Origin of the sequence: Sphingobium terrigena (assembly GCF_003591655.1) — a bacterium.
Classification (GTDB): Bacteria; Pseudomonadota; Alphaproteobacteria; order Sphingomonadales; family Sphingomonadaceae; genus Sphingobium; species Sphingobium terrigena.
This window is the reverse complement of sequence record NZ_QVRA01000005.1, coordinates 1-22,712: the sequence shown is the minus strand read 5'-3', so window position 1 is coordinate 22,712 and position 22,712 is coordinate 1. Positions and strand designations below refer to the sequence as shown.

Below are 22,712 nucleotides of genomic sequence, written 5' to 3'. Positions count from 1 at the left end.
AGATTTGCGTCCATCGTGACGCCAGACAGGAATGGACTTTCGATCATGACCGACGCCGTGCATCAGCGGATTGCCGAAATCGTGGGCGCCAACGACGTGGTGCTGTTCATGAAGGGCACGCCGCTCTTCCCCCAGTGCGGCTTTTCCAGCCGCGCCATCGCGATATTGGAGCATCTGGGCGTCGCCTATGACACGGTCGACGTGTTGCAGGACCAGGCCGTCCGTCAGGGGATCAAGGCCTTTTCCGACTGGCCGACCATCCCGCAGCTCTATGTGAAGGGCGAATTTGTCGGCGGCAGCGACATCATGATGGAAATGTATGAAGCGGGCGAACTGCACCAGCTGATGACCGATCAGGGCGTCGCCGCGGCAAGCTGACACTAGCCATATTGTCCACGCCATGAAGGGCGGTCCGATCATCGGGCCGCCTTTTTTATTGCTGGATTTAGGGGAGCCACCGGGTTGGGGGTGCCGACGGAGATCGGCCAGCACCCCCAGGGTAGTTACACGGTGGGTTACGGGAGTAAGAGACGCAACCGCCATGCCAGAAGCAGCAGGGCGCGCAATTCCGCAGTTACAAGGGTTAATGCCGCGTGCGACGATGCGGCATCTGTCAAAAATTCCGACGGTCTGGTGTTCAAACCGATGCACCTTGCACGCGGCTGTATCTAAAGCTCCGTCATTCCCGCGAAGGCGGGGATCCATCTCCCACCTTATCATCTTGTTTATAGATTCGGAGATGGATCCCCGCCTGCGCGGGGATGACGTCAAAATCTGTGTACAGGCAATTTCGCAACGATTCCCTGCAAAGGGAGGATATTGGACTTTCAACATTGTCCGTCAGCCTGCTCCCCCATTGACTACAATCGTAATCAATGCGATTACATCTGTAGTTGAACAAGAGGCGAGAGTCGCGTGGCGCAGACGGGTGAAAAGATCAGCGAAGCCGAACTGGTGGTGATGGAGGCGCTGTGGGAACAGTCGCCGCTGACCGCCAATGACGTGGCCGATCGCGTCACCGACGCCCGCGACTGGAGCGCGCAGACGGTCAAGACATTGCTGTCGCGGCTGATGGCCAAGGATGTGATCGCCGCCGATCAGGATGGCCGTCGTTTCCTCTACCGCCCACTGGTCGCGCGGGAGGATTATGTCGCCAGCGAATCGGGGCGGTTGGTCAATCGGCTGTTCGGCGGGCGGGTCTCGCCGCTGGTCGCGCAACTGGCCAGCCAGGACCAGTTGACCGAGGATGATATTGCCGAGCTTGAGGCAATCCTGAAAGGGCTGAAATCATGAGCGTCTGGATGGTCGAAACGCTGATTGCCACGACGCTGCTGATGGCGCTGGTCATGCTGCTGCGCCGACCGGTGGCGCGCTGGCTGGGGGCAGGGGCGGCCTATTGCCTTTGGGCGGTGCCTTTTGCCCGGATGCTGCTGCCTGCGCTGCCCGGCGATGTCGCCAGCCCTTCACCCTTGCATGTCGCGGTCGATCAGGCGGGCCTGCCCGACCTGCTGACCGTAGCGCCAATGACACAGGTGGCGACCGACACGGCCTTCCCCTGGCTGGAGGTCGGCATCGGCCTCTGGTTTGCCGGGATGCTGGCGTTCCTGATCATCCAGGCGGTGGGCTATGCGCGGTTCCGGCGGCACATGCTGACCGGCGCGACGCCCATCGGGGAGGAAGGCCGCATCCGCCTGATCACCAGCCCGCACGCCAGCGGTCCGCTAGCCTTTGGCGTGTTCCAGCCCTTCATCGTCCTGCCCGCCGATTTCGCCCTGCGCTATGATGCGCTGGAACAGGAAATGGCGATCGCGCATGAACGCGCCCATCATGCCCATGGCGATCTGGCGGCGAACATGGTCGCGCTGGCGCTGCTCGCCATCCACTGGTGCAACCCCATCGCCTGGATCGCCTACCGTGCCTATCGCGCCGATCAGGAAACCGCCTGCGACGCCCGCGTACTGGCGCTCTATGGCCAGGATCAGGCCCATGTCTATGGCCGCGCCATCCTGAAAGCCGCCGGTGGCCGCCAGTTCGCCGCCGCCTGTCATCTGACCCGAATCACAACCTTGAAGGGGAGGCTCATCATGCTTTCGCGCCACGAAATTTCGCTCCAGCGGATCAGCTGGGGCATGGCCGCCGTCGCCATTGTTACCGCCACGGGCCTGGCCCTCACCGCATCGGGCAGCCGCGCCGCGCAGCAGATGGCGGCGATCAGCGACACGGTCGAAACCGCAGACTTTGCACGGCTTTCCAATCTGGTGGCCCAACCCGCCGCCGCCACCGTGCCACAGACCGTCGATGAGTGGCCGGAAACGCCCGTCGTCCCGACAGCGGCCAGGATCGACGCCGAAATGGCCGCCGCACCGCCGCCCGCGCCAACCGCGCCGATCGTCCCGGCCGCCGACATGATCGCGCCGGTCGCGCCAGTGCCGCCCATGCCAGCGGTGCCGCCTGTCACCGTGCGCGAAGAGAAGAACGCGATCACCATCACCCATGCCGATGGCCGGGTCGAGCGCCACCACATCCCGACCGAGGCCGAAATCCGCCGCATGGTGCCGCGTGTCGATGTCCGTAATGGCTGTGAGGGCGACCAGACCGTCAGCAAGCGCGAAAGCGTGGACAGCGATGGTCGCCGCACCATCCGCATCCGCATCTGCGAGGCGCAGATCGAGGCGCAGGCCCATCGCGCTGCCCGCGCCGGGCTGATGGCAGCCCGCGCCCAGATCGCCCGCGCTGCTCATATGACCGACCGCATCCGCGCCGACGCGCTGCGCGACCTGGACGATGAAATCGCCAAGATGGACGGGCAGGGGGACTGACCCTCACGCTCCACTGCATCGACAGGATTGCGAAGGCGAAAGCCATCCATGGGTCTGCCTATGGATGGCTTTTTTGCGTGTCGTGAAGATCAGAGCATCGGTGCGATCGCCTTCACTCTCAGCTCGAATCACCCGATGCCGCACAAATGCGTCGAGCGCCTGATCGGCATCGATCAGGCGCTCGGACAGGACCCGACGGTCCCAATATCATGAAAGGCTTGCCGACCGTCGCATAGTACGGCGGCAGGCCTCACCGCATGGCTTAGCCCTGGCGGGCCTTGAAGCGGCGGTTGGTCTTGTTGATCACATAGGTGCGGCCGCGACGGCGGATCACGCGGTTATCGCGATGACGGTCCTTGAGCGACTTGAGCGAGTTGCGGATCTTCATGGAAGTCTGCCTTCTTAGAATCTGGCTTTAGCGGAAAATCGAAGCGCTGCCCCTATGGGCGGGACGGGCTTAAGTCAAGTCCGGCGGCGCGACTTTTGCCTCCGTTCATCCCCCGTGCAGCAAGTTGATGGCTTGGAGCGTTGAAGGAATTATGCTGTCCGCGTCGTTTAGCGGAATATGCCCCGTTGGAGTAGATGCCATGTCGAAGCGCCTGATCCTTGCCGCCAGCCTTGCCCTGTCCTTGAGCGCGTGCGCGACGGCGATTCCCCCGGTGGAGGTGACCCGCTTCCATATCGGTGATCCCGCGCGCAGCGGCACGATCGCGGTGGAGGAAATGCGCGGCAATCCCGATATCAGCCTGGAATTTCGCACCTATGCCGCCGCCGTGGCGCAGGAGTGGCAGCGGGTCGGTTTCACTCCTGTTACCGCAGGCGCAACCAGCGACTATGTCGCCAGCGTCGCCTTCCGCCGCAGCTTCCGCCCTGCCGGCATCGACCGCAGCAGCGACAAGCCGGTCAGCGTCGGCGTGGGCGGCGGTATCGGCAGCGGCGGCTATTCCGGGCTGGGCGTGGGCATCGGCATCAACCTGTCGGGCAAGCCCAAGGATATCGTCACCACCGAATTGCAGGTGCAGCTGCGCCGCCGCGCCGATTCGACGATGATCTGGGAAGGCCGCGCCCTGACGCAGGCCCGCGAAGGCACGCCCGCCGCGCAACCGGGCCTTGCCGCACAAAAGCTGAGCGCCGCGCTGATCGGGGGCTATCCGGGCGATTCCGGGCGCACTATAACCGTCAAATGACCATCTCCATCACCAGCGCATTCGACAGCGGCAATATCCGCGTCCTTTCCATCACCGACACGCCAGAGGGTGTCCGCGCCGAACTGGAAATCGTGACCGACCATCAGAGCGATTTCTATCAATGGTTCCATTTTCGCGTGGCCAACGCCGCCGGGCGCTCCGTGGAACTGGCGATCGTCAATTGCGGCGGGTCGGCCTATCCTGACGGCTGGGCCAATTATAAGGCGCGGGTGAGCGAGGATCGCGAAACCTGGAGCCAGGCCGATACCAGCTATGCCGATGGTACGCTGACGATCCGGCTGGAGCCGGACAGCAATGCGCTTTGGGTCGCCTATTTCGCGCCCTATTCGATGGAGCGCCACCATGACCTGATCGCCTTTGCCGCCTGCCAGCCGGGCGTCACCCACCGCGAACTGGGGCTGACGCTGGACGGCCAGCCGATCGACCTCCTGACTATGGGCGAAGGGCCGAAACAGGTGTGGCTGTATGCCCGTCAGCATCCGGGCGAAACCATGGCGCAATGGTGGATGGAAGGCGCGCTGGAACGGCTGTGCGACGAGGAGGATTCGGTCGCGCGCCTGCTACGCCAGAAAGCGACCATCCATCTGGTGCCCAACATGAACCCGGACGGCAGCCGCCGGGGCCATTTGCGCACCAATGCGGTCGGCGTGAACCTCAATCGCGAATGGCATGAACCGTCGATGGAGCGCAGCCCGGAGGTATTTCTGGTCCGCGCGGCGATGGACGAAACCGGCGTCGATCTTGCCATCGACGTGCATGGCGACGAAGCGATCCCTGCGGTGTTTATCGCGGGCTTTGAAGGCATCCCGTCCATCACCGAACGCCAACTGACCCTCTACCACCGCTATCGCGACACGCTTGCCAGCCGCACGCCCGATTTCCAGACGCGGCTGGGCTATCCGGTAGCGGGGGAGGGGCGGGCAAACCTGTCCATGTCCACCAATCAGGTCGCCGAACGCTTCGGCGCGGTGGCGATGACGCTGGAAATGCCGTTCAAGGATAATGACGACCTGCCCGACGCCGATTTCGGCTGGTCCCCCGCCCGCTCCGCTCAACTGGGCAAGGATTGCCTGGCCGTGCTGGCGGAGATGATCGGGGATATCTAGGAATAACGTGTTCCCGCGCAGGCGGGAACCCAGTCCCACGGTCTGATCCGGGTTCCCGCCTGCGCGGGAACACACAGCCTATTTCCAATCAAATGCCAGCGGCGCTTCCCGAAACGCAAAGCGGTCGAGATGCTCCGCGACCACCTTCTTGAACACCGCGACATCGGCCTCCGGGGTCGGATCGATCGTCACCACCAGCGCCTCCTCCTGCGCGGCCATGCGGATCGGTCCCATTGGGAAGGCGATGACGCCCGATTGCGGATCACACTCCGTCTCGAACTTGTGGCTCCAATGTTTGCACAGCTGCTGGAGATAGCGGCTGGCGTTGGGCGTGGGGACATGGGCGGTCAGCGTCATGACTTAGAGCCTTTCGATCTTGGTGGCGGCCTCGTCGATCAGGGACGCGACGTCGAACATGGTCTGGGCATCGGCCCCTTCCTTTTCAAGCCGCCCCTGGATCGCCATGCGCAGATTGTGCATCGCCCGGCGTAGGGGCGCGCTATCGGTCTGTCCGGCTTTATGGGCCAGCGACGCAATCCGCTCCATGACCACACAGCAAAACGCCCGCCGGCAAAAACCAGACGGGCGTTTCTGATTTCAACGCTCGAAAACGGTGAAAAGCCTTATTCCGGCGCTTTCGCCACGCTGACCATGGCCGGGCGCAGCAGCCGGTCCTTGATCATATAGCCCGCCTGCATCTCAATGAGGATCGTGCCGGGCGCGGCATCGGCGGAGGGGACTTCCATCATCGCCTGATGCTTGTTGGGGTCGAGCGGCTGGCCGACCGATTCGATTCTGCTGATGCCGTTGCGGCCAAACACCGCCTCCAGCTCGCGGCCGGTGGCTTCCAGCCCGACGACCAGACCCTTGAACTTCTCATCCTCGCGCAGGTCGGCGGGGATGGTGGCGAGCGCGCGGCTCAGATTGTCGGCGACCGACAATATGTCGCGGGCAAAATTGGTCGCGGCATAGGCGCGGGTGTCGGCCAGCTCCTTTTCCAGCCGGCGGCGCACATTTTGCGTGTCGGCATGGGCATAGAGAATGTCCTGCTTGGCGGTCGCGAGTTCCGCTTCCAGCGCGGCGATGCGCTCTGCACTGGCATCGGCCACGGGCGCATCCTCCGGCAATTGGTCCACGACTTCGGTATTTTCGACGTTCAGATTTTCTTCGCTCATCTCATCAATCTCGACAGCGTTTGTGCGGTGAAATCCACCATGGGGATCACCCGTGCATAGTTCAAGCGCGTGGGGCCGATCACGCCGACCACGCCGACCACCCGGCCGTCCGCGCCACGATAGGGGGCGGCTATGACCGAAGAACCCGACAGGGAAAAGAGCTTGTTTTCCGATCCGATGAAGATTTTGGTCGCGCTGCCCGCCAATGCGCTCTCCAGCAGGCGGGATATTTCCTGCTTGCCCTCCAGCTGCTCCAGCAATTGCCGCACCCGTTCCAGGTCCGCCGCCGTGCCATCGTCGATCAGATGGGCCTGGCCCCGCACGATCAGCACCGGCCGGTCATCGGCGTCATGCGACCAGATGGCGATGCCGCGCTCCACCAGATCCCGCGCCGCGCCGTCGAGCGCGCTACGCTCGTTCTCCATCTCCTGCGCCAGATGATCACCCGCCTGCCGCAACGTCATGCCCGCAAAGCGCGCCGACATGAAATTGGCTGCTTCGTTGAGCATGGAGGGAGACACGCCAGGCGGCAGGTCCAGCACGCGATTTTCGACCGATCCGTCCTGCCCGACCAGCACGGCCAGCGCCTGCCGGTCGTTCAGCGGCACGAAACCGAACTGGCGCAACACCGGCTCGCGCCGTGGCACCATCACGATCCCCGCGCAGGCCGACAGGCCCGACAGCGCGGCAGTGGCGGCGGACAGCGCTTCCTCGATCGGCCCGGCCTCGGCCAGCCCTGCCTCGATCGCGCGCCGTTCTTCCGCCGATGGCAACGCGGCCTGCATCATCCCGTCGACGAACAGCCGCAGCCCCGTTTCGGTTGGCATCCGCCCCGCCGACGTATGCGGCGCTGCCAGCAGGCCCAGCTCCTCCAAGTCCTGCATCACATTGCGGATGGAGGCGGGCGACAGGCTGAGCGCGGCCATCTTGCTGAGCGTCCGCGACGCGACCGGCAGACCGGTGCCCAGATAGCTTTCCACCACCAGGCGAAAGACGTCGCGGGCGCGATCATTCAATTCGGTCATGGGTGTGGTTGGTGTCATCGGCACGATGTAGGATGGATTGCGCCCATGCTCAACGTCTGCGTGCCCAACCGGCCTATTGGGCAGGCTTGGGCTTGAGCATCGGTTCGATCCCCAGCAATTTGGGGATGCCGCCGATTGTCGTGCGCAGCTTCCCATAGCGCGCGTCCATACAGCCCGATTGATAGTCGAGCCGCGTCGGCTTGGCCTCGCCCCGCGTCCATTCGATGCGATATCCGGGCATGTCGGTCGCAAAGCGGGTGCAATTCTCGCCATGGGCGATCCTCTTTTCCGTGCCGACCGGCGGCTTGTACGGGGCCAGCGCCGCGCGCAGCTGCCGATATTGCGCGGGGGTCACGGTAAAGCGGGTCGGCCCCGGCACGGCGGTGAATTTCTCCGGCTCCAGCAGGCCCGATCCGTCCGGCGTCACCCGTACGCTATAGGCCGGGCAGGCACCAAAGCAGCGTCCGGCGGTGAAGCGGATCGTGTCACCGGCGGCGCGCGGTATGTCCAGCTCAGTGTCGGCGGTGGCACATCCGGTCAGCAGCATCGCGGTGGCGGCTATCATCATTCTGATCATCATGACCCTTCTTATCGCCTAATTGCGCGCTTGGCACTGGCAAGAAACGCCGCCGGGCGCTAAGCGCCGTCCCCTGACCGTTTTGGAGAAAAGAACATGCGTCCTTCCGGCCGCGCGCCCGACCAGATGCGCGACATCACCATGGAGCCAGGCTTCACCATCCATGCCGAAGGAAGCTGCCTGATCAGTTTCGGCGACACCCGCGTGCTTTGCACCGCGTCGGTGGAAGAAAAAGTGCCGCCCTTCCTGCGCGGCAAGGGGTCGGGCTGGGTCACTGCCGAATATGGCATGTTGCCCCGCGCCACCCACACCCGCGGCAGCCGCGAAGCGGCCAAGGGCAAGCAGTCGGGCCGCACGCAGGAAATCCAGCGCCTCATCGGTCGCTCGCTGCGCACTGTGGTGGACATGAAGAAGCTGGGCGAACGCCAGATCGTGATCGATTGCGACGTCATCCAGGCCGATGGCGGCACCCGCACGGCGGCGATCTCCGGCTCGTGGGTCGCGCTGCGCATCGCGGTGGACAAGTTGCTGGCGTCCGGCGCGCTCAAGGAAGATCCCATCATCCAGAAGGTCGCGGCCATCAGCTGCGGCATCTATGAAGGCACGCCGGTCCTCGACCTCGATTATGCCGAGGACAGCAATGCCGAGACGGACGCCAACCTGATCCTGACCGGCGACGGCAAATTCGCCGAAGTCCAGGCCACCGCCGAAGGCGCGGCCTATGACGAGGAAGAACTGCTCCGCTTGCTGCGTTTGGCACGCATCGGCTGCGCCAAAATCTTCGCCGCGCAGGATGCCGCGACGGGGCGGTAAACAGGATCGTTCGGGCTGAGCGAAGTCGAAGCCTTCCGCCGAGCGAAGCGAGGTGCAGCCTTCGCCAAAGCTCAGGCGAGCCCTTCGACTTCGCTCAGGGCGAACGGAGTTTTGGTTCATAACTGGGAATCAGATCATGACCGACCAATTCGGACAGGAACAGGCGATCCGAAAGCTCGCCCCCGGCAAGCTGGTGATCGCCAGCCATAATGCGGGCAAGGTGCGCGAAATCGCCGCGCTGCTTGGTCCCTACGGGATCGAGCCGATCTCCGCCGCCTCGCTCGACCTGCCCGAACCGGAGGAGACCGGCACCACCTTCATCGCCAATGCGGAACTCAAGGCCTTGCAGGCTGCCGACCTGTCCGGCCTGCCCGCGCTGGCCGACGATAGCGGCCTGTGCGTCGAAGCGCTGGGCGGCGATCCGGGACTGTTTTCGGCGCGCTGGGCGGGTGAGACCAAGGACTTCACCCTCGCCATGCAAAAGGTCTGGGACGGGGTCACCGCCAAAGGCCCGGATGCGGGCCATGATGCCCATTTCATCTGCGCTCTCGCCCTCGCCTGGCCCGACGGCCATGTCGAGGCGTTTGAGGGGCGGGTCGACGGTACCCTCGTCTGGCCACCGCGCGGCGCCAATGGCTTTGGCTATGACGCCATGTTCCAGCCGCTGGGGTTCGACATCAGCTTCGGCGAAATGGACCCGGACGCGAAACATGCCATGAGCCACCGCGCCGATGCGTTCAGGAAACTGGTAGCAGCGGTAATTTGATCTTCCCACTCCTCCCCGGCACGGGGAGGTGGCGCGCGAAGCGCGACGGAGGGGGCGTTCGTCTGGCCACTATGGTTGCGTATGACGGCCAGCCCCCTCCACCGGCTTCGCCGGTCCCCTTCCCCGTGCCGGGGAGGAATTACCGTCCCCCGCTCGCCAACTCGATCGGCGCTGCGTCCCCATCCAGCGGCCCTTGCCCAAAGGCATTGCCAGCGGGAAAATAGCGGCACACCAGATAGTCATAATTCGCGCCTTCACCCAGCGCGCAGCCGACCTTGCGGGTACCGCGCCAGATCATCTGGCTATAATGGCCGACATCCTGCCAGCGCCCGCTTGTGCTGAGGTCGGGCAATTTGCCCTCCGCCCGAAACAGCTTTTTCTCGTCCGCAAACGCGCCGACCATGACATTATAGCCATAGAGGCGGCGCGGCCCCATCCACAGATTTTCGCCGCTGGGGATTGTCCGGCTGGCGCGCGGGCTGTGACGGAACGCACCAGTCTGCGCCATGTCGGCGGCATAGCGCGCCGCGTCCGCCGCCAGCGCTTCATCCCATTCCAGCGCTGCGACGCCTACCTGCGCCCGCTCGCCATTATGAGCCTCCAGCATCACGGCCCGCAGCAGCGGGTCGCCGCGTGGGGCTTCCTCCATGCCATAATAAGCGGCGGGCATGACCACCCCGGTCGGCACAGCAACAGGCGCCGCAACCGCCGCCTTGCTCCCCGGCGCGCTATCGGACGCCGCCTGCGCTCCGCTCGCGATCAGCAACGCCGCCCATAGCCCGGCGCGTAAAAACAGATTAGGGCTGCCCCCAGCCATGGCCGTCATTCCCCCCGAATCTCCATTCCCATCGGCGTCAGCCCCCGCCGACGCTTTGGCCTTATATATGCATTGGCCCTTTTGCGTATCCAAATGTCCCTATTGCGATTTTAACAGTCACGTTCGTGATGGCATAGATGTTGAAGCGTGGCGCAGCGCGCTCCTGGCCGACATGGCGCATGAGGCCGCACTGACCGCTGGCCGCCCGCTCTCATCCATCTTCTTTGGCGGCGGCACGCCCTCGCTGATGCCGCCCACGCTGGTCGCAGATCTGATCGCGGCGGCGGAACGCCATTGGGGCTTCACCCCCAATATCGAGATCACGCTGGAGGCCAATCCCAACTCGGTCGAGGCCGCCCGCTTTGCCGATCTCGCCGCCGCCGGGGTCAACCGCGTGTCGCTGGGCTTGCAGGCGCTGGATAATGACGCGCTCCACTTCCTCGGCCGCGCCCATGACGTCACCGAAGGGCTGGCCGCGCTCGACACCGCCCAGTCCGTGTTCGACCGGGTGAGCTTCGACCTGATCTACGCCCGCCCCGACCAGAGCGAGGCCCAATGGGAGGCCGAACTGGCCCAGGCGCTCTCCTTCGGCACCGGCCATCTCTCGCTCTATCAGCTGACGATCGAACCCGGCACCCGCTTCGCCACGCTGGTGGCGCAGGGCAGGATGACGCCCGCCGACCCCGATCATGGTGCAACCCTCTATGAACTGACCGCCTCCATGACCGGCGCGGCGGGCATCCCCGCTTATGAAATCAGCAACCACGCCCGCGCCGGTCAGGAGAGCCGCCATAACCTGACCTATTGGCGCTATGGCGATTATGTCGGCGTTGGTCCCGGCGCGCACGGGCGGCGCGGGGGCATGGCGACTCAGCGCCACAAAAAGCCGGAAAACTGGATCGGCGCAGTCAGCCGCAACGGCCATGGCCTGCAAACCGAACAGCCATTGGCAGGCGAGGAACGCGCGCGTGAGGCGCTACTGATGGGGCTGCGGCTGGGCGAGGGGGTCGATCTCGCCCGCATCGCGGCGCTGTCAGGCGTTGCTGTGGCAAAGCTGGTCGATGACCGCGCCATCGACCAGCTCACCGACCTGGGCCTCATCCACCTGACCGACACCCGCCTGCAAGTCGCGCCCGCCGGAATGCTCCTGCTCGACGCGATCCTGCCGGAGGTGGTGGCGATTTAATCCCGATCCTTCAGTTCATCCCCGCGCACCGCCGCGACATGCAGCACATTGGTCGATCCCGGCGTGCCGAACGGAACCCCGGCCAGCACGACGATCTTGCCGCCCTTTTCGGCCATGCCGTGGCGCAGGGCCATGCGGCGGGCCTTGCCGATCATTTCCTCGAAATTGCCGATATCCTTGGTGCGGATCGCATGGACGCCCCAGGTCAGCCCCAGCTTGCGCGCGGTGTCAGTGCGCGGGGTCAGCGCCAGGATCGGCGCGGACGGCCGTTCGCGCGCCACGCGCCGCACCGTGCTTCCCGAAGAGGTGAAGCAGGTGATCGCACTGGCGCCCACGACATTGACGATATTCCCCGTCGCCTCGGCCAGCGCGTCGGCGGTGGTCGGGTCGGGCAGCGTCTCGGTAAAATGCAGCCGGGCGAGATAGCCCGGATCACGCTCCACGCTGTGAGCGATCGCGTCCATCATCGCCACCGCCTCGACCGGCCAGTCGCCCGCCGCAGTTTCCGCCGACAGCATGACCGCGTCCGCCCCGTCATAGACCGCCGTCGCCACGTCCGACACTTCGGCGCGGGTGGGGGAGGGGGACTTGATCATCGATTCGAGCATCTGGGTCGCGACCACCACCGGGCGACCCATGCGGCGCGCGGTAGCGACGATCTGCTTTTGCAGCGGCGGCACGTCATAGGGCGGCAATTCGACGCCCAGATCGCCGCGCGCGACCATCACGCCATCGGCCATCTCGATAATCTCCTCCAGCCGCTGCACGGCCGACGGCTTTTCGATCTTGGCCATCAGCGATCCATAGCCGCCCATCAGCTTGCGCGCTTCGGCCAGATCCTCTGGCCGCTGCACGAAGCTCAAGGCAATCCAGTCGCACCCCTGTTGCATGGCAAAGCTCAGGTCACGCCGGTCCTTGTCGGTCAGCGCCGGGACCGGCACCACAACGTCGGGGACGTTCACGCCCTTGCGGTTGGACAGCGTCCCGCCAACCTCGACGATGGTGTCGATCCGGTCCTCGCTGATCGCCTTCACGCGCAGCACCATCTTGCCATCGTCCAGCAGCAACCGGGTTTCTGGCACCAGCGCGGCATAGATTTCCGGGTGGGGCAGGTTCACCCGGCGCGAATCGCCCGGCGTCTCGTCCCGGTCCAGAATGAAGGGCGCGCCGGTCTCCAGCAGCGCCAGCCCCTTCTCGAACGTGCCAACGCGCAGCTTTGGCCCCTGAAGGTCGCCCAGGATTGTGGTGGGCCGCTGAAATTCCTTTTCAAGCGCGCGGATGGTGGCGATGCGCGCGGCATGATCCTCATGCGCGCCATGGCTCATATTGATGCGAAAGGCGTCGGCCCCGGCAACGAACAGCGCCCGGATCATTTCGGGCGTATCGCTCGCAGGACCAAGCGTCGCAAGAATGCGGACCTTGCGCGAGCGGGGCGGTAGTCGTGACATATAGTCTCCTGGCCGTCATGATCGCTGCTGGCTTGGTCTAGGACCTTGCTAGCGCGTCGTTATGGGTTATCCGTGCTGCACGACAGGATGATGTAGATCAGCGAAAGGGTCCGCCGATGAGCGACACCATACTCACAGATGCCGCCGCCGCAACCGCCTTCCGCCGTCTGGTGATGCATTTGCAGCATCGCACGGACGTCGAAAATATCGACCTGATGGGGCTGGCGGGCTTTTGCCGCAATTGCCTGGCCGACTGGGTGGCAGAGGCGGACGGCGGCCTGACAAAGGATCAGGCGCGTGAGATCATCCACGGGATGTCCTTTGCCGAATGGAAATCTCGTTATCAGGGCGAAGCGACGCCACAGCAGATCGCGCGGATGAAAGAGAGTGTGGCGAAGAACGCCGACAGCCACTAGGACGCCCTCCAACCGATTCACATATTTTTGGAGACACGATCCCATGACTGAACCCAATGTCGCTGCCGACCAGCTCCGCCTGCTGATCGAGCGTATCGAGCGCCTGGAAGAAGAGAAAAAGGGCATCGGCGACGACATCAAGGACGTCTATCTGGAAGCCAAGGCGACCGGCTACGACCCCAAGATCATGCGCCAGATCGTCCGCCTGCGGAAGATGCAGCCCCACGACCGGCAGGAAATGGAAGCCATCCTCCAGACCTACCTGTCCGCGCTGGGTATGGAATAGCGGGCATCTTACCCGTTCGTCCTGAGCAGCTGCTGAGCCCTTCGACTGCCTGCTTGCAGCAGGCGCTCAGGATAAACTTCACCAAAGGTGAAGTCGAAGCAGCGTATCGAAGGACCGCGGCACGCACTATGCTTCGATACAGGCCTTCGACAGGCTCAGTCCTTACTCAGCACGAACGGGAGAGTGAAATGTCCGAGATCATCGTCAGCACCACCAGCCGTCTGGAAGGACGGCCTGCCAAGGAATATCTGGGCATCGTCACCGGCGAGGTGATCGTGGGTGCCAATCTGTTCCGCGATCTGTTCGCCAGCGTGCGCGACATCGTCGGCGGCCGGTCGGGCGCGTATGAGGATGTGTTGCAACGCGCGCGGGAGCAGGCGATCGGCGAGATGCGAATGCGTGCCGCGACGCTGGGTGCCAATGCGGTCGTTGGCGTTGATCTCGACTATGAAGTGTTGGGCGCGAACGGCTCGATGCTGATGGTGTCGGCATCGGGGACCGCCATCCTCGTGTAACATTGCGCACGGGCGCGCCCCTCGCTAGAGAGCGCGCTCGTGTTTCACCAGATAATGTCAGGAGAAGGCCGTGGCCGGCCATTCCAAATTCAAGAATATCATGCATCGCAAGGGCGCGCAGGACAAGAAGCGCTCATCGATGTTTTCCAAGCTGAGCCGCGAAATCACCGTCGCGGCCAAGATGGGGATGCCCGACCCGGACATGAACCCGCGCCTGCGGCTGGCGATCAACGCCGCCAAGGCGCAGTCCATGCCCAAGGACAATATCCAGCGCGCCGTCGACAAGGCGAACGCGGCGGGCGGCGAGAATTATGAGGAAGTGCGCTACGAGGGCTATGGCCCCGCAGGCATTGCCATCATCGTCGAGGCGCTGACCGACAACCGCAATCGCACCGCGACCAACATACGCACCGCTTTTTCCAAAAATGGCGGCAATCTCGGCGCGTCCGGGGCGGTGAGCCATGGTTTCGACCGCGTCGGCCTGATCACCTATCCTGCCAGCGCAGGCGACGCCGATGCGATCTTCGAGGCGGCCCTTGAAGCGGGCGCGGAGGATGTGTCGTCCAACGAGGACGAACATGAAATCTGGACCGCGATGGACGCGCTTCACGAAGTCGCCAAGGCGCTGGAAGCGAGCCTTGGTCCGGCGGATGGCGCGAAGCTCGCCTGGAAACCCACGACCACCGTCGAAGTCGATGAAGCTAACGCCGCCACGCTGATGAAGCTGGTCGACACGCTGGAAGATGATGACGATGTCCAGACCGTCTGGGGCAATTATGAAGTGTCCGACGCGGTAATGGAGAAACTGGGTTGAACCCCTGTCCCTCTCCCCTTGGGGAGAGGGTTGCGCAGCCTTGGCGGCTTTGCCGCCTAGGCGAAGCTGGGAGAGGGGGCGCTGCCATCCGCGACTATCTCCCCCCTCTCCAAGCGCGGCTAGCCGACACGTCGGCAAGCCTTGCTATCCTCTCCCCTGATGGGGCGAGGAAATTCCGATGATCCTCCTCGGCCTCGACCCCGGCCTTGGCACCACCGGCTGGGGGCTGATCGCCGCCGATGGCAACCGGCTCACGCATCTGGGCAATGGCCAGATCAAGACCGACAGCGCGATGCCGCTGGCGACACGGCTGCTGGCGCTCGATCTGGCGCTCACGGACCTGATCCTCGAACATCGGCCCGATGGCGCGGCGGTCGAGGAGGTGTTCGTGAACGTCAATCCGCAATCGACGCTGAAACTGGGGCAGGCACGCGGCGTGATCCTGCTCAATGCCGCGCGGTCTGGCATGGAGGTCGGCGAATATGCCGCGCGGCTGGTCAAAAAATCCGTCGTCGGCGTGGGCAATGCGTCGAAGGATCAGGTCCACGCCATGGTATCGCGCCTGCTGCCCGGCGTGAAGATCGCCGGGCCGGACGCGGCGGACGCGCTCGCCGTCGCGATCACCCACGCCCATCACCTCGCCAGCGCGCGACGTATCCCGACGCGTTGAATTTCAAATCGTTATCGTCCAAGTGCCATGTGTTCCCGATCCTGAATATCCCGGTCATCTCGCCAGGACGAACGGAGGTTCTGCCTAACCTCCAAACAGCTCTTCCAGAAACCCCACCATCGCGCGAAAACTCCGCCGGTCCGCATCCGCGCTATAGGCCAGCCCCTTTTCCGGCATGTTGACGCTTTCGTCAGTAAAGGCATGACAAGTGCGGCCATAGGCGTGGATCTGCCAGTCGCAACCCGCTGCGGTCAATTCCTGTGCCAGCGCCACGGTCGCATCGGGCGGCGCGATCGGATCGTCCCAGCCATGGCAGACCAGCAATTTCGCGCGGATCGCGGCATTGGGGAAGGGTGGAGCGTCATAGACGCCATGGAAGCTGACGCCGCCCGCCATGTCCGCGCCAGCGCGCGCCAGGTCCAGCACGCCTTTGCCGCCAAAGCAGAATCCGATCGCAGCAGTGCGCGTCGCATCCACCCCATCCAGCCCCTTCAACAGCGCATGGGCAGACAGCAGACGGTCGCGCAATAGGGCGCGGTCAGCGTTCATCTCCGCCATATAGCGCGCCGGGTCGGGATCGGCGCGGGTGGTCCGCTTGCCCTGACCATAGAGATCCACGACCAGCACGACATAGCCCAGCGCCGCCACCTTTTCCGCATAGGCGAAATCAGCCTCCTTGGTCCCCAGCACATTGGGAAAGAGCAGGATGCCGGGCAGCGGCACGGAGGCGGCGCTATCGACCACGACCATGCTCTCGAACAGGCCGCCCGGTCCTTCATGGACGATGGTCTGGCGCGTGATGCTCATAGTGTCGCTCCTAAATACTGCCAAAGCCCGGCGCTTCGCCGCGTGCCGCGGGGTTCAGGCGGTTGGGCCGTTTCCAGCCGATGCGCGGGCGCTTGCGCAGGCGCAGCGTCGGCCAGTCGCCCCGGTCGGCACGTTCGGCCAGCCGCATCCCCTGCGCGCGATAGGCCGCCAGCACCGCATCAGCCTGCGTATCGAGCAGGCCCGCCAGCAGGATCGTCCCACCATCCTCGACCAGCGCGCAAAGCGAGGGCGCGAGTTCGACCAGCGGCCCGGCCAAAATATTGGCGATCAGCAGATCATAGGGTGCGCGACCGATAATCGCGGCATGATTGACCCCGGCGGCGGTGACCAGCGCCAACTGCCCCGGCCCGGCACCTGTCGGCACGCCATTAGTTACGGCATTTTCAGCGCTGATCTCGACCGCGACCGGATCAATGTCCGATGCAATCGCATAGGCGCGCGGCCACAAGTTCATCGCGGCAAAGGCAAGCAGCCCTGTGCCGGTGCCGATGTCGGCGATATTGTTGAACCGCATCCCCACCCGGCGCATCCGGTCGAGCATAGCCAGGCAGCCGGCCGTGGTTTCATGCTGGCCCGTGCCAAAGGCGCGGCTGGCGGCGATCAATATATTGACCTGTCCCGGCTGTTCCGGGTCGTCGGCAAGGTTGCGGACATGGAAGCGCCCGGCGGTGACGGCCTCAAGCCCCTGCTGGCTCAGCGTTACCCAATCCTCGTCCGGCAGCGCCTCGACCAGCGGCTTGGTTCCCGCAGCGCTGGGCACCATAGAGCGCAACAGCTTGATCGCGGCGGCGCTGGGCTTACCCTCGAAATAGGCATCCAGCTGCCAGACATTGTCGTCGTCGGGTGCCGCTTCGCTGGTCATCAGCACCGGCGGGCGGTCCATCAGCGCAAAGGCGGCAATATCCCCGTCCAGCGCCTCGGCTTCGGCGCGGGTGCAGGGCAGGGTGACTTTCCAGCTTTGTGCGGAATGTGTGGCAGCGGTCATGCCGCCGCCTTTAGCCGACCATGGAGGGGAGGGGAAGAACCTCACAATTGCCAGATTGGGCTCAGGCCGGAGCGAAAATAGTGACTTTCGAGAACCAGCACGCAGCGTGCTTAAAGCACGTGAGCACTGGAAGCGCAGGAAGGCGCTATTTGCAGCCCGGCATCAGCCCAATCTTACGCGACCTGCCGCCCGAAATCGGATGATGCGTGACGCAGACTGGCAAGCTTGCCTTCGACACTGACAAAGCCACGTTCCAACTGGTCGATTTCCGACGCAACGACTTCGGTGTCCTGCCGGATCGCCGAAATGGTGGTCGACATCGAATCGGCCGCCAGTGCGGTTTCATCGACGGCCGCGGTGATCATGGTGACGGTCTGCGCCTGCGCGTCCATGGCGTGGCGGATGCGTTCGGCACTGGCCTGCACTTCACCCACCGTGTCGCGGATGCGTTCATTGGTTTCCACCGACTGGCGGGTCGATGCCTGAATGTCGGCAATCTTGCCCGCAATCTCGTCGGTCGCGCGGGCGGTCTGGTTGGCCAGGCTTTTGACTTCCTGCGCCACCACGGCAAAGCCGCGTCCAGCATCGCCTGCGCGTGCCGCCTCGATCGTGGCGTTGAGCGCGAGCAAGTTGGTCTGCCCGGCAATGTCGCGGATCAGGCCCAGAATCGATTCGATCGATTTAGCATGATCGGACAGGGTGGAGGACATGGTGACCGCGTCGCCCGATTGTTTGGCGGCGCGCAGGGCAACGCCCGCCGCGCCTTCCACTTCGGTGCGCGCATCCTCGATCGCGCGGATCAGTCCGGCCGATGTGCGCGCGGCTTCCCGCATCGCGAGGGCGGATTGTTCGGCAGCCGCTGCGACTTCCGACGCCTTGCCCAGCATCCCGCGCGTGGCGGCGGACGCATCCTTGGCCTGTTCGCGCAGCGATTCGCCAAGACGCGTCGCGCCGTCGATCTCGCCGACGATTCGCTGTTCGAACAAGGAACCAAAGCGCTGACGCTCGGCGCGCTGCGCTTCGGCTTGGTCGTTGGTCAGGACATTGCTCATAAAGCCTGCATCCATCATCGATATATGAAGCATGATGATGGTCAGTCGCTGGCTGCGGGCTTCGTCGTCGCGGCTATATTGCCAGATGAGTTCGGTGATTCTTTCGTTGGCTGCGGCTACGGCGCCCAGCACGGATCGCACAGATACCCCATGTTTGCGCGCACTGCGCACGCAGTCGGCGGACGACCTTGCCCACACGGCATCCTTGAAATACAATAATTTCTGTTCGACATAATGATGCGTCGCCGCCTCGATCGCGTTGATGGCAGCGGGGCTGAGTTTGTCGCGCAGGCCGGTTTCACGCATATATGTCTTGAAGAAGGCCGCGCCCACGCTGGCGAGACTATCCTGAATCAACATGCCGATTTCCCGCGCGCCCTCGGACAACCTGTTGTCGGGATCAATTTTCGCGATCAGTTCCGAGCTGACTATACCGTTACTGTTGTTGGCAGGTGATACGGCGAAGGACGACATGATGGGACAGCCCCTGTTGGTGCAATGGTCTTTAGCAAGGTGACCTTAGCGCGCTTTGGTTAATCACTTCTTATGCTCGCACGACACGGTCGTTGGGGCAGCCATGCTTTGCGTGGCTTGCCCTCATCCGCGTTCGCTCTTAAGGGGATCGCACTTAAGGGACTTATAGGGACAAGGGTAGACATGGCGCGATCCAACAGCCGGCCGCTCTCGCCGCATTTGACGATCTGGAAATGGGGTCCGGCTATGGCCATCTCCATTTTGCACCGCGTGACCGGCAACGGCCTTGCGACCGTAGGCGCGCTGGGTCTGGTCTGGTGGCTTATGGCCGCCGCGACTGGGCCGGAAGCTTATGCGACCTTCATGAAGTGCGCGACCTCGCCCTTTGGCTATCTGGTGATGATCGGCATCACCTGGGCCTTTTTCCAGCATCTCTTTTCAGGTCTGCGCCATTTCGTGCTGGATATGGGCGCGGGCTATGAACTGAACACCAACAAGAGCTGGTCGATCGCGGCGATGGTCGCGTCGGTGCTGGTGACCGGCCTTGTCTGGCTCTACATTTTCGGAAAGGCCTTCTGATGGGCAACGGTACTGGTATCGGCCGCGTCCGTGGCCTTGGATCGGCGCGGCATGGCGCGCATCACTGGCTGGCGCAGCGCTACACTGCCGTCGGCAACCTGCTGCTGGTGCTGTGGCTGATCTTCAGCCTCCTGAGCCTGCCGGGTCTCGACTATGACAGCGTCGTGCTGTGGATCGCCAACCCGCTGGTCGCGGTGCCGATGATGCTGATGATCGTCAGCATTTTCTGGCACCTGCGCCTGGGGATGCAGGTGATGTTGGAAGATTATGTCCACGACAAGGGGCTGGCTTTCTTCTCGATGCTGCTGCTCAACTTCTATGCCTTTGGCGGCGCGGCCGCGGGCGTCTTTGCGATCGCCAAGATCGCCTTCACGGGGGTCGTCGAATAATGACGCAAGCCTATAAGATCATCGACCATGTGTATGACACCGTGGTTGTCGGCGCGGGCGGTTCGGGCCTGCGCGCGACCATGGGTAGCGCAGAAGCGGGCCTCAAGACCGCCTGCATCACCAAGCTGTTCCCGACTCGTAGCCATACCGTGGCGGCGCAGGGCGGCATCGCCGCGAGCCTTGGCAACAACTCGCCCGATCACTGGACCTGGCACATGTACGACACCGTCAAGGGGTCCGACTGGCTGGGCGATCAGGACGCGATCGAATATATGGTGCGCGAAGCCCCCGCCGCCGTCATCGAGCTGGAACATGCCGGCGTGCCGTTCAGCCGCAACGAGGACGGCACGATCTACCAGCGTCCCTTCGGCGGTCACATGCAGAATATGGGCGCTGGCCCGCCGGTGCAGCGCACCTGCGCCGCCGCCGACCGCACCGGCCACGCCATGCTCCACGCGCTCTATCAGCAATCGCTGAAATATGACGCGGACTTCTACATCGAATATTTCGCCATCGACCTGATCATGGAAAATGGCGAGTGCCGGGGCGTGATCGCTTTGTGCATGGAAGATGGCTCGATCCACCGCTTCCGCAGCCATGCGGTCGTGCTGGCGACGGGCGGCTATGGCCGCGCCTATTTCTCCGCCACATCGGCGCATAGCTGCACCGGCGACGGCGGCGGCATGGTGCTGCGCGCAGGCCTGCCGCTTCAGGATCTGGAGTTCGTGCAGTTCCACCCGACCGGCATCTACGGCGCGGGCGTGCTGATTACCGAAGGCGCGCGCGGCGAGGGCGGCTACCTCACCAACTCCGAAGGCGAGCGTTTCATGGAACGCTATGCGCCCTCAGCCAAGGATCTGGCGTCGCGCGACGTCGTGTCCCGCTCGATGGCGATGGAAATGCGCGAAGGGCGCGGCGTGGGCGAGCATAAGGATCATATCTTCCTGCACCTCGACCATATCGATCCCAAGGTGCTGGCCGAACGCCTGCCCGGCATTACCGAAAGCGGCAAGATTTTCGCGGGCGTGGACCTCACCCGCCAGCCGCTGCCCGTCACGCCGACGGTCCATTATAATATGGGCGGCATCCCGTGCAATTATCATGGCCAGGTCGTGACCAAGAAGGGCGATGACCCGGAAGTGATCGTGCCCGGCCTGTTCGCGGTCGGCGAAGCGGCCTGCGTGTCCGTCCATGGCGCCAATCGCCTCGGCTCCAACTCGCTGATCGACCTTGTCGTGTTCGGCCGCGCCACCGGCCTGTTCCTCAAGGATAATCTGAAGCCCAACGCGCCGCACAAGCCGCTCCCGTCCGACGCCGCCGACCTGGCGCTCGGCCGCCTCGACCATTATCGCAATGCCAAGGGCGCGACGCCGACGGCGGACATCCGCCTCGACATGCAGCGCACCATGCAGAAGCACGCCGCCGTGTTCCGCGACAGCGCGCTCCTGTCCGAAGGCGTGCGCCAGATGCAGGCGGTCAACAAGCGGCTCCAGGACGTCAAGGTCAGCGATCGCTCGCTGATCTGGAACACCGACCTGGTCGAAACGCTCGAACTCGACAATCTCATGAGCCAGGCCATCTGCACGATGGAAGGCGCCGAAGCGCGCAAGGAATCACGCGGCGCCCACGCGCATGAGGATTTCCCCAACCGCGACGACGAAAACTGGATGAAGCACACCATCAGCTGGTTCGAAGGCTGGGGCGGTTCGGGCGGCAAGGTGACGCTCGATTATCGCCCGGTCCACGACTATACGATGACCGACGAAGCAGAATATGTGAAACCCAAGGCGCGGGTTTACTGATGTCGAAAGGACTGGTGGCGCAACGATGGTTCCGCCAGTCCTTTTTTCAGCTTCTTTTGGCTATGCTGGCGATTATTGCCTTGGGGCAAATGCTCGTCAGCCACAAAATTTTACCTCCGCTAGCGATTGGATCGCGAGGGTTATCATCGTTCGCAAATGACGTTTCGCTCGGTTATTTTTCTAGCTGGATTTTCAACATATTAGTTGTTGTGGTGCCCGCCTACACCAAGCGGCGTCGTATGCGGGCGTGGCTGGCAAGCCGGTATAGAGCCTTCAAGGATGACTTGGTGCGGGTCTATCTCGGTGCCATCAGCGAAACTTATAATTCAGACCTTATTGAAGATCTCCGAGATCCAGCGAAGTTTTCTGATTACTTTGCCGGGAGGTTTGCGCCCGACCAGAACCGATGGCACGCTGTTCACAATGGACTATATGAATGGGGCCTATCGCAAATTCGCTTTCATTGCCGACTATTCTTAAGCGAATATGATCTATCTATCGGCCTTCTTGGGGATTTGGATGCGAAATCTCTAGCCCGATATGGCTATGTGAGGGCAATGTTATCAAAAGCAGAAATTATGGAGCCAGATTACGATGACGTTAAATCCCTCTTAGGGATGCTATATCCTATCCATTGCCCATGGTCCTTTTTAGATGGAAAAATCCATGAGGATGCAATTTTAGAGAATATTAAGTCACTGTAATTATTGAAATCAGTGTTCAAAACAGCTGCTTAACATTTTCTTTGATTTGAATTTCTTGCAATTCGAGTAGCCTCATTCCCTCACAAATGGCCTCGCTTCTTGAACGAAACCGGCTTTCCGCAACTTTGCGGTCGAGGTCGCGTCCCCGGACGTGGTGTAGGTTATGACGGTAGCGCTGCTGGCTGGCTGCGCGCTTTCGATATAGCGCTGTGGCAGCCAGCCAGCAGCGCGGGTGGTCATCGCGGTTTTCGGATAGGT

Annotated in this window: 30 protein-coding genes; 18 read left to right on the top strand and 12 right to left on the bottom strand. The window is 63.3% G+C overall.

Annotated elements, in window-relative coordinates; all coding sequences use genetic code 11:
- Positions 1-45 precede the first annotated feature (45 nt).
- From grxD to D0Z70_RS24865, 4 genes are all read left to right on the top strand, one after another.
- Positions 46-378, top strand: a complete 333-nt coding sequence (gene grxD, locus D0Z70_RS06800) for a Grx4 family monothiol glutaredoxin (protein WP_119744708.1) — start codon at positions 46-48, stop codon at positions 376-378.
- Between the two features lie 537 nt (positions 379-915).
- Positions 916-1,293: a BlaI/MecI/CopY family transcriptional regulator gene (locus D0Z70_RS06795; RefSeq protein ID WP_119744706.1), complete on the top strand. Its 378-nt coding sequence runs from the start codon at positions 916-918 to the stop codon at positions 1,291-1,293.
- Complete coding sequence (locus tag D0Z70_RS06790) at positions 1,290-2,819, top strand: M56 family metallopeptidase (protein ID WP_119744704.1); 1,530 nt, start codon at positions 1,290-1,292, stop codon at positions 2,817-2,819. Before D0Z70_RS06795 ends, D0Z70_RS06790 begins: the two co-directional genes overlap by 4 nt.
- 48 nt (positions 2,820-2,867) lie before the next feature.
- The gene (locus D0Z70_RS24865; protein ID WP_182913872.1) at positions 2,868-3,032 is read left to right on the top strand and encodes a hypothetical protein; all 165 of its coding nucleotides are present in this window, start codon (positions 2,868-2,870) and stop codon (positions 3,030-3,032) included.
- 49 nt (positions 3,033-3,081) lie between these two features.
- Here D0Z70_RS24865 and ykgO read toward each other — a convergent pair whose 3' ends face one another.
- On the bottom strand, positions 3,082-3,207 hold the full coding sequence (ykgO, locus tag D0Z70_RS06785; RefSeq protein WP_003046794.1) for a type B 50S ribosomal protein L36: 126 nt from the start codon (positions 3,205-3,207) through the stop codon (positions 3,082-3,084).
- Positions 3,208-3,406: 199 nt separating this feature from the next.
- Between ykgO and D0Z70_RS06780 the strand changes: the two genes are divergently transcribed.
- Positions 3,407-4,006, top strand: coding sequence for a hypothetical protein (locus D0Z70_RS06780; RefSeq protein WP_119744701.1), 600 nt, complete (start codon positions 3,407-3,409; stop codon positions 4,004-4,006).
- A complete protein-coding gene (locus D0Z70_RS06775; RefSeq protein ID WP_119744699.1) occupies positions 4,003-5,133 on the top strand; it encodes a M14 family metallopeptidase in 1,131 nt (376 codons plus the stop codon). Before D0Z70_RS06780 ends, D0Z70_RS06775 begins: the two co-directional genes overlap by 4 nt.
- 78 nt (positions 5,134-5,211) lie before the next feature.
- Here D0Z70_RS06775 and D0Z70_RS06770 read toward each other — a convergent pair whose 3' ends face one another.
- The 5 genes from D0Z70_RS06770 to D0Z70_RS06750 all read right to left on the bottom strand — a co-directional run bounded on the left by D0Z70_RS06770 (position 5,212) and on the right by D0Z70_RS06750 (position 7,913).
- Positions 5,212-5,490: a DUF2218 domain-containing protein gene (locus D0Z70_RS06770; RefSeq protein WP_119744697.1), complete on the bottom strand. Its 279-nt coding sequence runs from the start codon at positions 5,488-5,490 to the stop codon at positions 5,212-5,214.
- Positions 5,491-5,493: 3 nt separating this feature from the next.
- Complete coding sequence (locus D0Z70_RS06765) at positions 5,494-5,679, bottom strand: hypothetical protein (protein ID WP_239018841.1); 186 nt, start codon at positions 5,677-5,679, stop codon at positions 5,494-5,496.
- Between the two features lie 77 nt (positions 5,680-5,756).
- Positions 5,757-6,308 (bottom strand): nucleotide exchange factor GrpE, encoded by a 552-nt coding sequence (grpE, locus tag D0Z70_RS06760; RefSeq protein WP_119744695.1) that lies wholly within the window; start codon positions 6,306-6,308, stop codon positions 5,757-5,759.
- The gene (gene hrcA / locus D0Z70_RS06755) at positions 6,305-7,351 is read right to left on the bottom strand and encodes a heat-inducible transcriptional repressor HrcA (protein ID WP_119744693.1); all 1,047 of its coding nucleotides are present in this window, start codon (positions 7,349-7,351) and stop codon (positions 6,305-6,307) included. Before hrcA ends, grpE begins: the two co-directional genes overlap by 4 nt.
- Positions 7,352-7,406: 55 nt before the next feature.
- The gene (locus tag D0Z70_RS06750) at positions 7,407-7,913 is read right to left on the bottom strand and encodes a DUF6438 domain-containing protein (RefSeq protein WP_220475627.1); all 507 of its coding nucleotides are present in this window, start codon (positions 7,911-7,913) and stop codon (positions 7,407-7,409) included.
- A 93-nt stretch (positions 7,914-8,006) separates the two neighbouring features.
- On the opposite strand from D0Z70_RS06750, the gene rph reads away from it, so the two are divergent.
- Together rph and rdgB are read left to right on the top strand one after the other, a co-directional pair.
- On the top strand, positions 8,007-8,723 hold the full coding sequence (rph, locus tag D0Z70_RS06745) for a ribonuclease PH (RefSeq protein ID WP_088183292.1): 717 nt from the start codon (positions 8,007-8,009) through the stop codon (positions 8,721-8,723).
- Positions 8,724-8,859: 136 nt separating this feature from the next.
- Positions 8,860-9,489 carry an RdgB/HAM1 family non-canonical purine NTP pyrophosphatase gene (gene rdgB, locus D0Z70_RS06740; RefSeq protein ID WP_119744691.1) on the top strand — a complete coding sequence of 210 codons (630 nt, stop codon included), beginning with the start codon at positions 8,860-8,862 and terminating at the stop codon, positions 9,487-9,489.
- A 139-nt stretch (positions 9,490-9,628) separates the two neighbouring features.
- Here rdgB and D0Z70_RS06735 read toward each other — a convergent pair whose 3' ends face one another.
- Positions 9,629-10,306 (bottom strand): CAP domain-containing protein, encoded by a 678-nt coding sequence (locus D0Z70_RS06735; protein WP_119745172.1) that lies wholly within the window; start codon positions 10,304-10,306, stop codon positions 9,629-9,631.
- On the opposite strand from D0Z70_RS06735, the gene hemW reads away from it, so the two are divergent.
- Positions 10,305-11,492 (top strand): radical SAM family heme chaperone HemW, encoded by a 1,188-nt coding sequence (gene hemW, locus D0Z70_RS06730; RefSeq protein ID WP_119744689.1) that lies wholly within the window; start codon positions 10,305-10,307, stop codon positions 11,490-11,492. The genes D0Z70_RS06735 and hemW overlap by 2 nt on opposite strands.
- On the opposite strand, the gene pyk is transcribed toward hemW, so the two are convergent.
- A complete protein-coding gene (gene pyk, locus D0Z70_RS06725; RefSeq protein WP_119744687.1) occupies positions 11,489-12,940 on the bottom strand; it encodes a pyruvate kinase in 1,452 nt (483 codons plus the stop codon). The two genes, hemW and pyk, sit on opposite strands and share 4 nt — an antisense overlap.
- 116 nt (positions 12,941-13,056) lie before the next feature.
- On the opposite strand from pyk, the gene D0Z70_RS06720 reads away from it, so the two are divergent.
- The 5 genes from D0Z70_RS06720 to ruvC all read left to right on the top strand — a co-directional run bounded on the left by D0Z70_RS06720 (position 13,057) and on the right by ruvC (position 15,641).
- Positions 13,057-13,356 carry a DUF1244 domain-containing protein gene (locus D0Z70_RS06720; RefSeq protein WP_119744685.1) on the top strand — a complete coding sequence of 100 codons (300 nt, stop codon included), beginning with the start codon at positions 13,057-13,059 and terminating at the stop codon, positions 13,354-13,356.
- A gap of 43 nt (positions 13,357-13,399) precedes the next feature.
- Entirely contained in the window at positions 13,400-13,642 is a 243-nt protein-coding gene (locus tag D0Z70_RS06715) for a DUF2312 domain-containing protein (protein WP_006956223.1), read from the top strand.
- A 188-nt stretch (positions 13,643-13,830) separates the two neighbouring features.
- Positions 13,831-14,157 carry a heavy metal-binding domain-containing protein gene (locus D0Z70_RS06710; RefSeq protein WP_171899206.1) on the top strand — a complete coding sequence of 109 codons (327 nt, stop codon included), beginning with the start codon at positions 13,831-13,833 and terminating at the stop codon, positions 14,155-14,157.
- Positions 14,158-14,227: 70 nt separating this feature from the next.
- A complete protein-coding gene (locus tag D0Z70_RS06705; protein WP_119744683.1) occupies positions 14,228-14,971 on the top strand; it encodes a YebC/PmpR family DNA-binding transcriptional regulator in 744 nt (247 codons plus the stop codon).
- A 178-nt stretch (positions 14,972-15,149) separates the two neighbouring features.
- Positions 15,150-15,641, top strand: a complete 492-nt coding sequence (gene ruvC / locus D0Z70_RS06700) for a crossover junction endodeoxyribonuclease RuvC (RefSeq protein WP_006956228.1) — start codon at positions 15,150-15,152, stop codon at positions 15,639-15,641.
- Between the two features lie 84 nt (positions 15,642-15,725).
- Here the strand turns inward: ruvC and D0Z70_RS06695 are convergent, their stop codons facing one another.
- The 3 genes from D0Z70_RS06695 to D0Z70_RS06685 form a co-directional block, all read right to left on the bottom strand.
- The gene (locus D0Z70_RS06695) at positions 15,726-16,448 is read right to left on the bottom strand and encodes a dienelactone hydrolase family protein (RefSeq protein WP_119744682.1); all 723 of its coding nucleotides are present in this window, start codon (positions 16,446-16,448) and stop codon (positions 15,726-15,728) included.
- Positions 16,449-16,458: 10 nt separating this feature from the next.
- On the bottom strand, positions 16,459-17,454 hold the full coding sequence (locus D0Z70_RS06690; RefSeq protein WP_119744681.1) for a 50S ribosomal protein L11 methyltransferase: 996 nt from the start codon (positions 17,452-17,454) through the stop codon (positions 16,459-16,461).
- 173 nt (positions 17,455-17,627) lie between these two features.
- Entirely contained in the window at positions 17,628-18,980 is a 1,353-nt protein-coding gene (locus D0Z70_RS06685) for a methyl-accepting chemotaxis protein (protein WP_119744680.1), read from the bottom strand.
- A gap of 183 nt (positions 18,981-19,163) precedes the next feature.
- Here D0Z70_RS06685 and sdhC point away from each other — a divergent pair, with 183 nt between their 5' ends.
- Genes sdhC through D0Z70_RS24580 form a run of 4 tightly spaced genes read left to right on the top strand, consistent with a single transcriptional unit; the run spans position 19,164 to position 22,454 of the window.
- Positions 19,164-19,559 (top strand): succinate dehydrogenase, cytochrome b556 subunit, encoded by a 396-nt coding sequence (sdhC, locus tag D0Z70_RS06675; RefSeq protein WP_119744679.1) that lies wholly within the window; start codon positions 19,164-19,166, stop codon positions 19,557-19,559.
- Positions 19,559-19,948: a succinate dehydrogenase, hydrophobic membrane anchor protein gene (gene sdhD, locus D0Z70_RS06670; RefSeq protein WP_006956239.1), complete on the top strand. Its 390-nt coding sequence runs from the start codon at positions 19,559-19,561 to the stop codon at positions 19,946-19,948. Before sdhC ends, sdhD begins: the two co-directional genes overlap by 1 nt.
- Positions 19,948-21,750, top strand: coding sequence for a succinate dehydrogenase flavoprotein subunit (gene sdhA, locus D0Z70_RS06665; RefSeq protein WP_119744678.1), 1,803 nt, complete (start codon positions 19,948-19,950; stop codon positions 21,748-21,750). The genes sdhD and sdhA overlap by 1 nt, the downstream gene beginning before the upstream one ends.
- On the top strand, positions 21,750-22,454 hold the full coding sequence (locus D0Z70_RS24580) for a hypothetical protein (RefSeq protein ID WP_147418748.1): 705 nt from the start codon (positions 21,750-21,752) through the stop codon (positions 22,452-22,454). The genes sdhA and D0Z70_RS24580 overlap by 1 nt, the downstream gene beginning before the upstream one ends.
- A 16-nt stretch (positions 22,455-22,470) precedes the next feature.
- On the opposite strand, the gene D0Z70_RS06660 is transcribed toward D0Z70_RS24580, so the two are convergent.
- The coding region (locus tag D0Z70_RS06660; protein WP_147418747.1) for a type II toxin-antitoxin system ParD family antitoxin at positions 22,471-22,712 on the bottom strand (242 nt) is incomplete at its 5' end.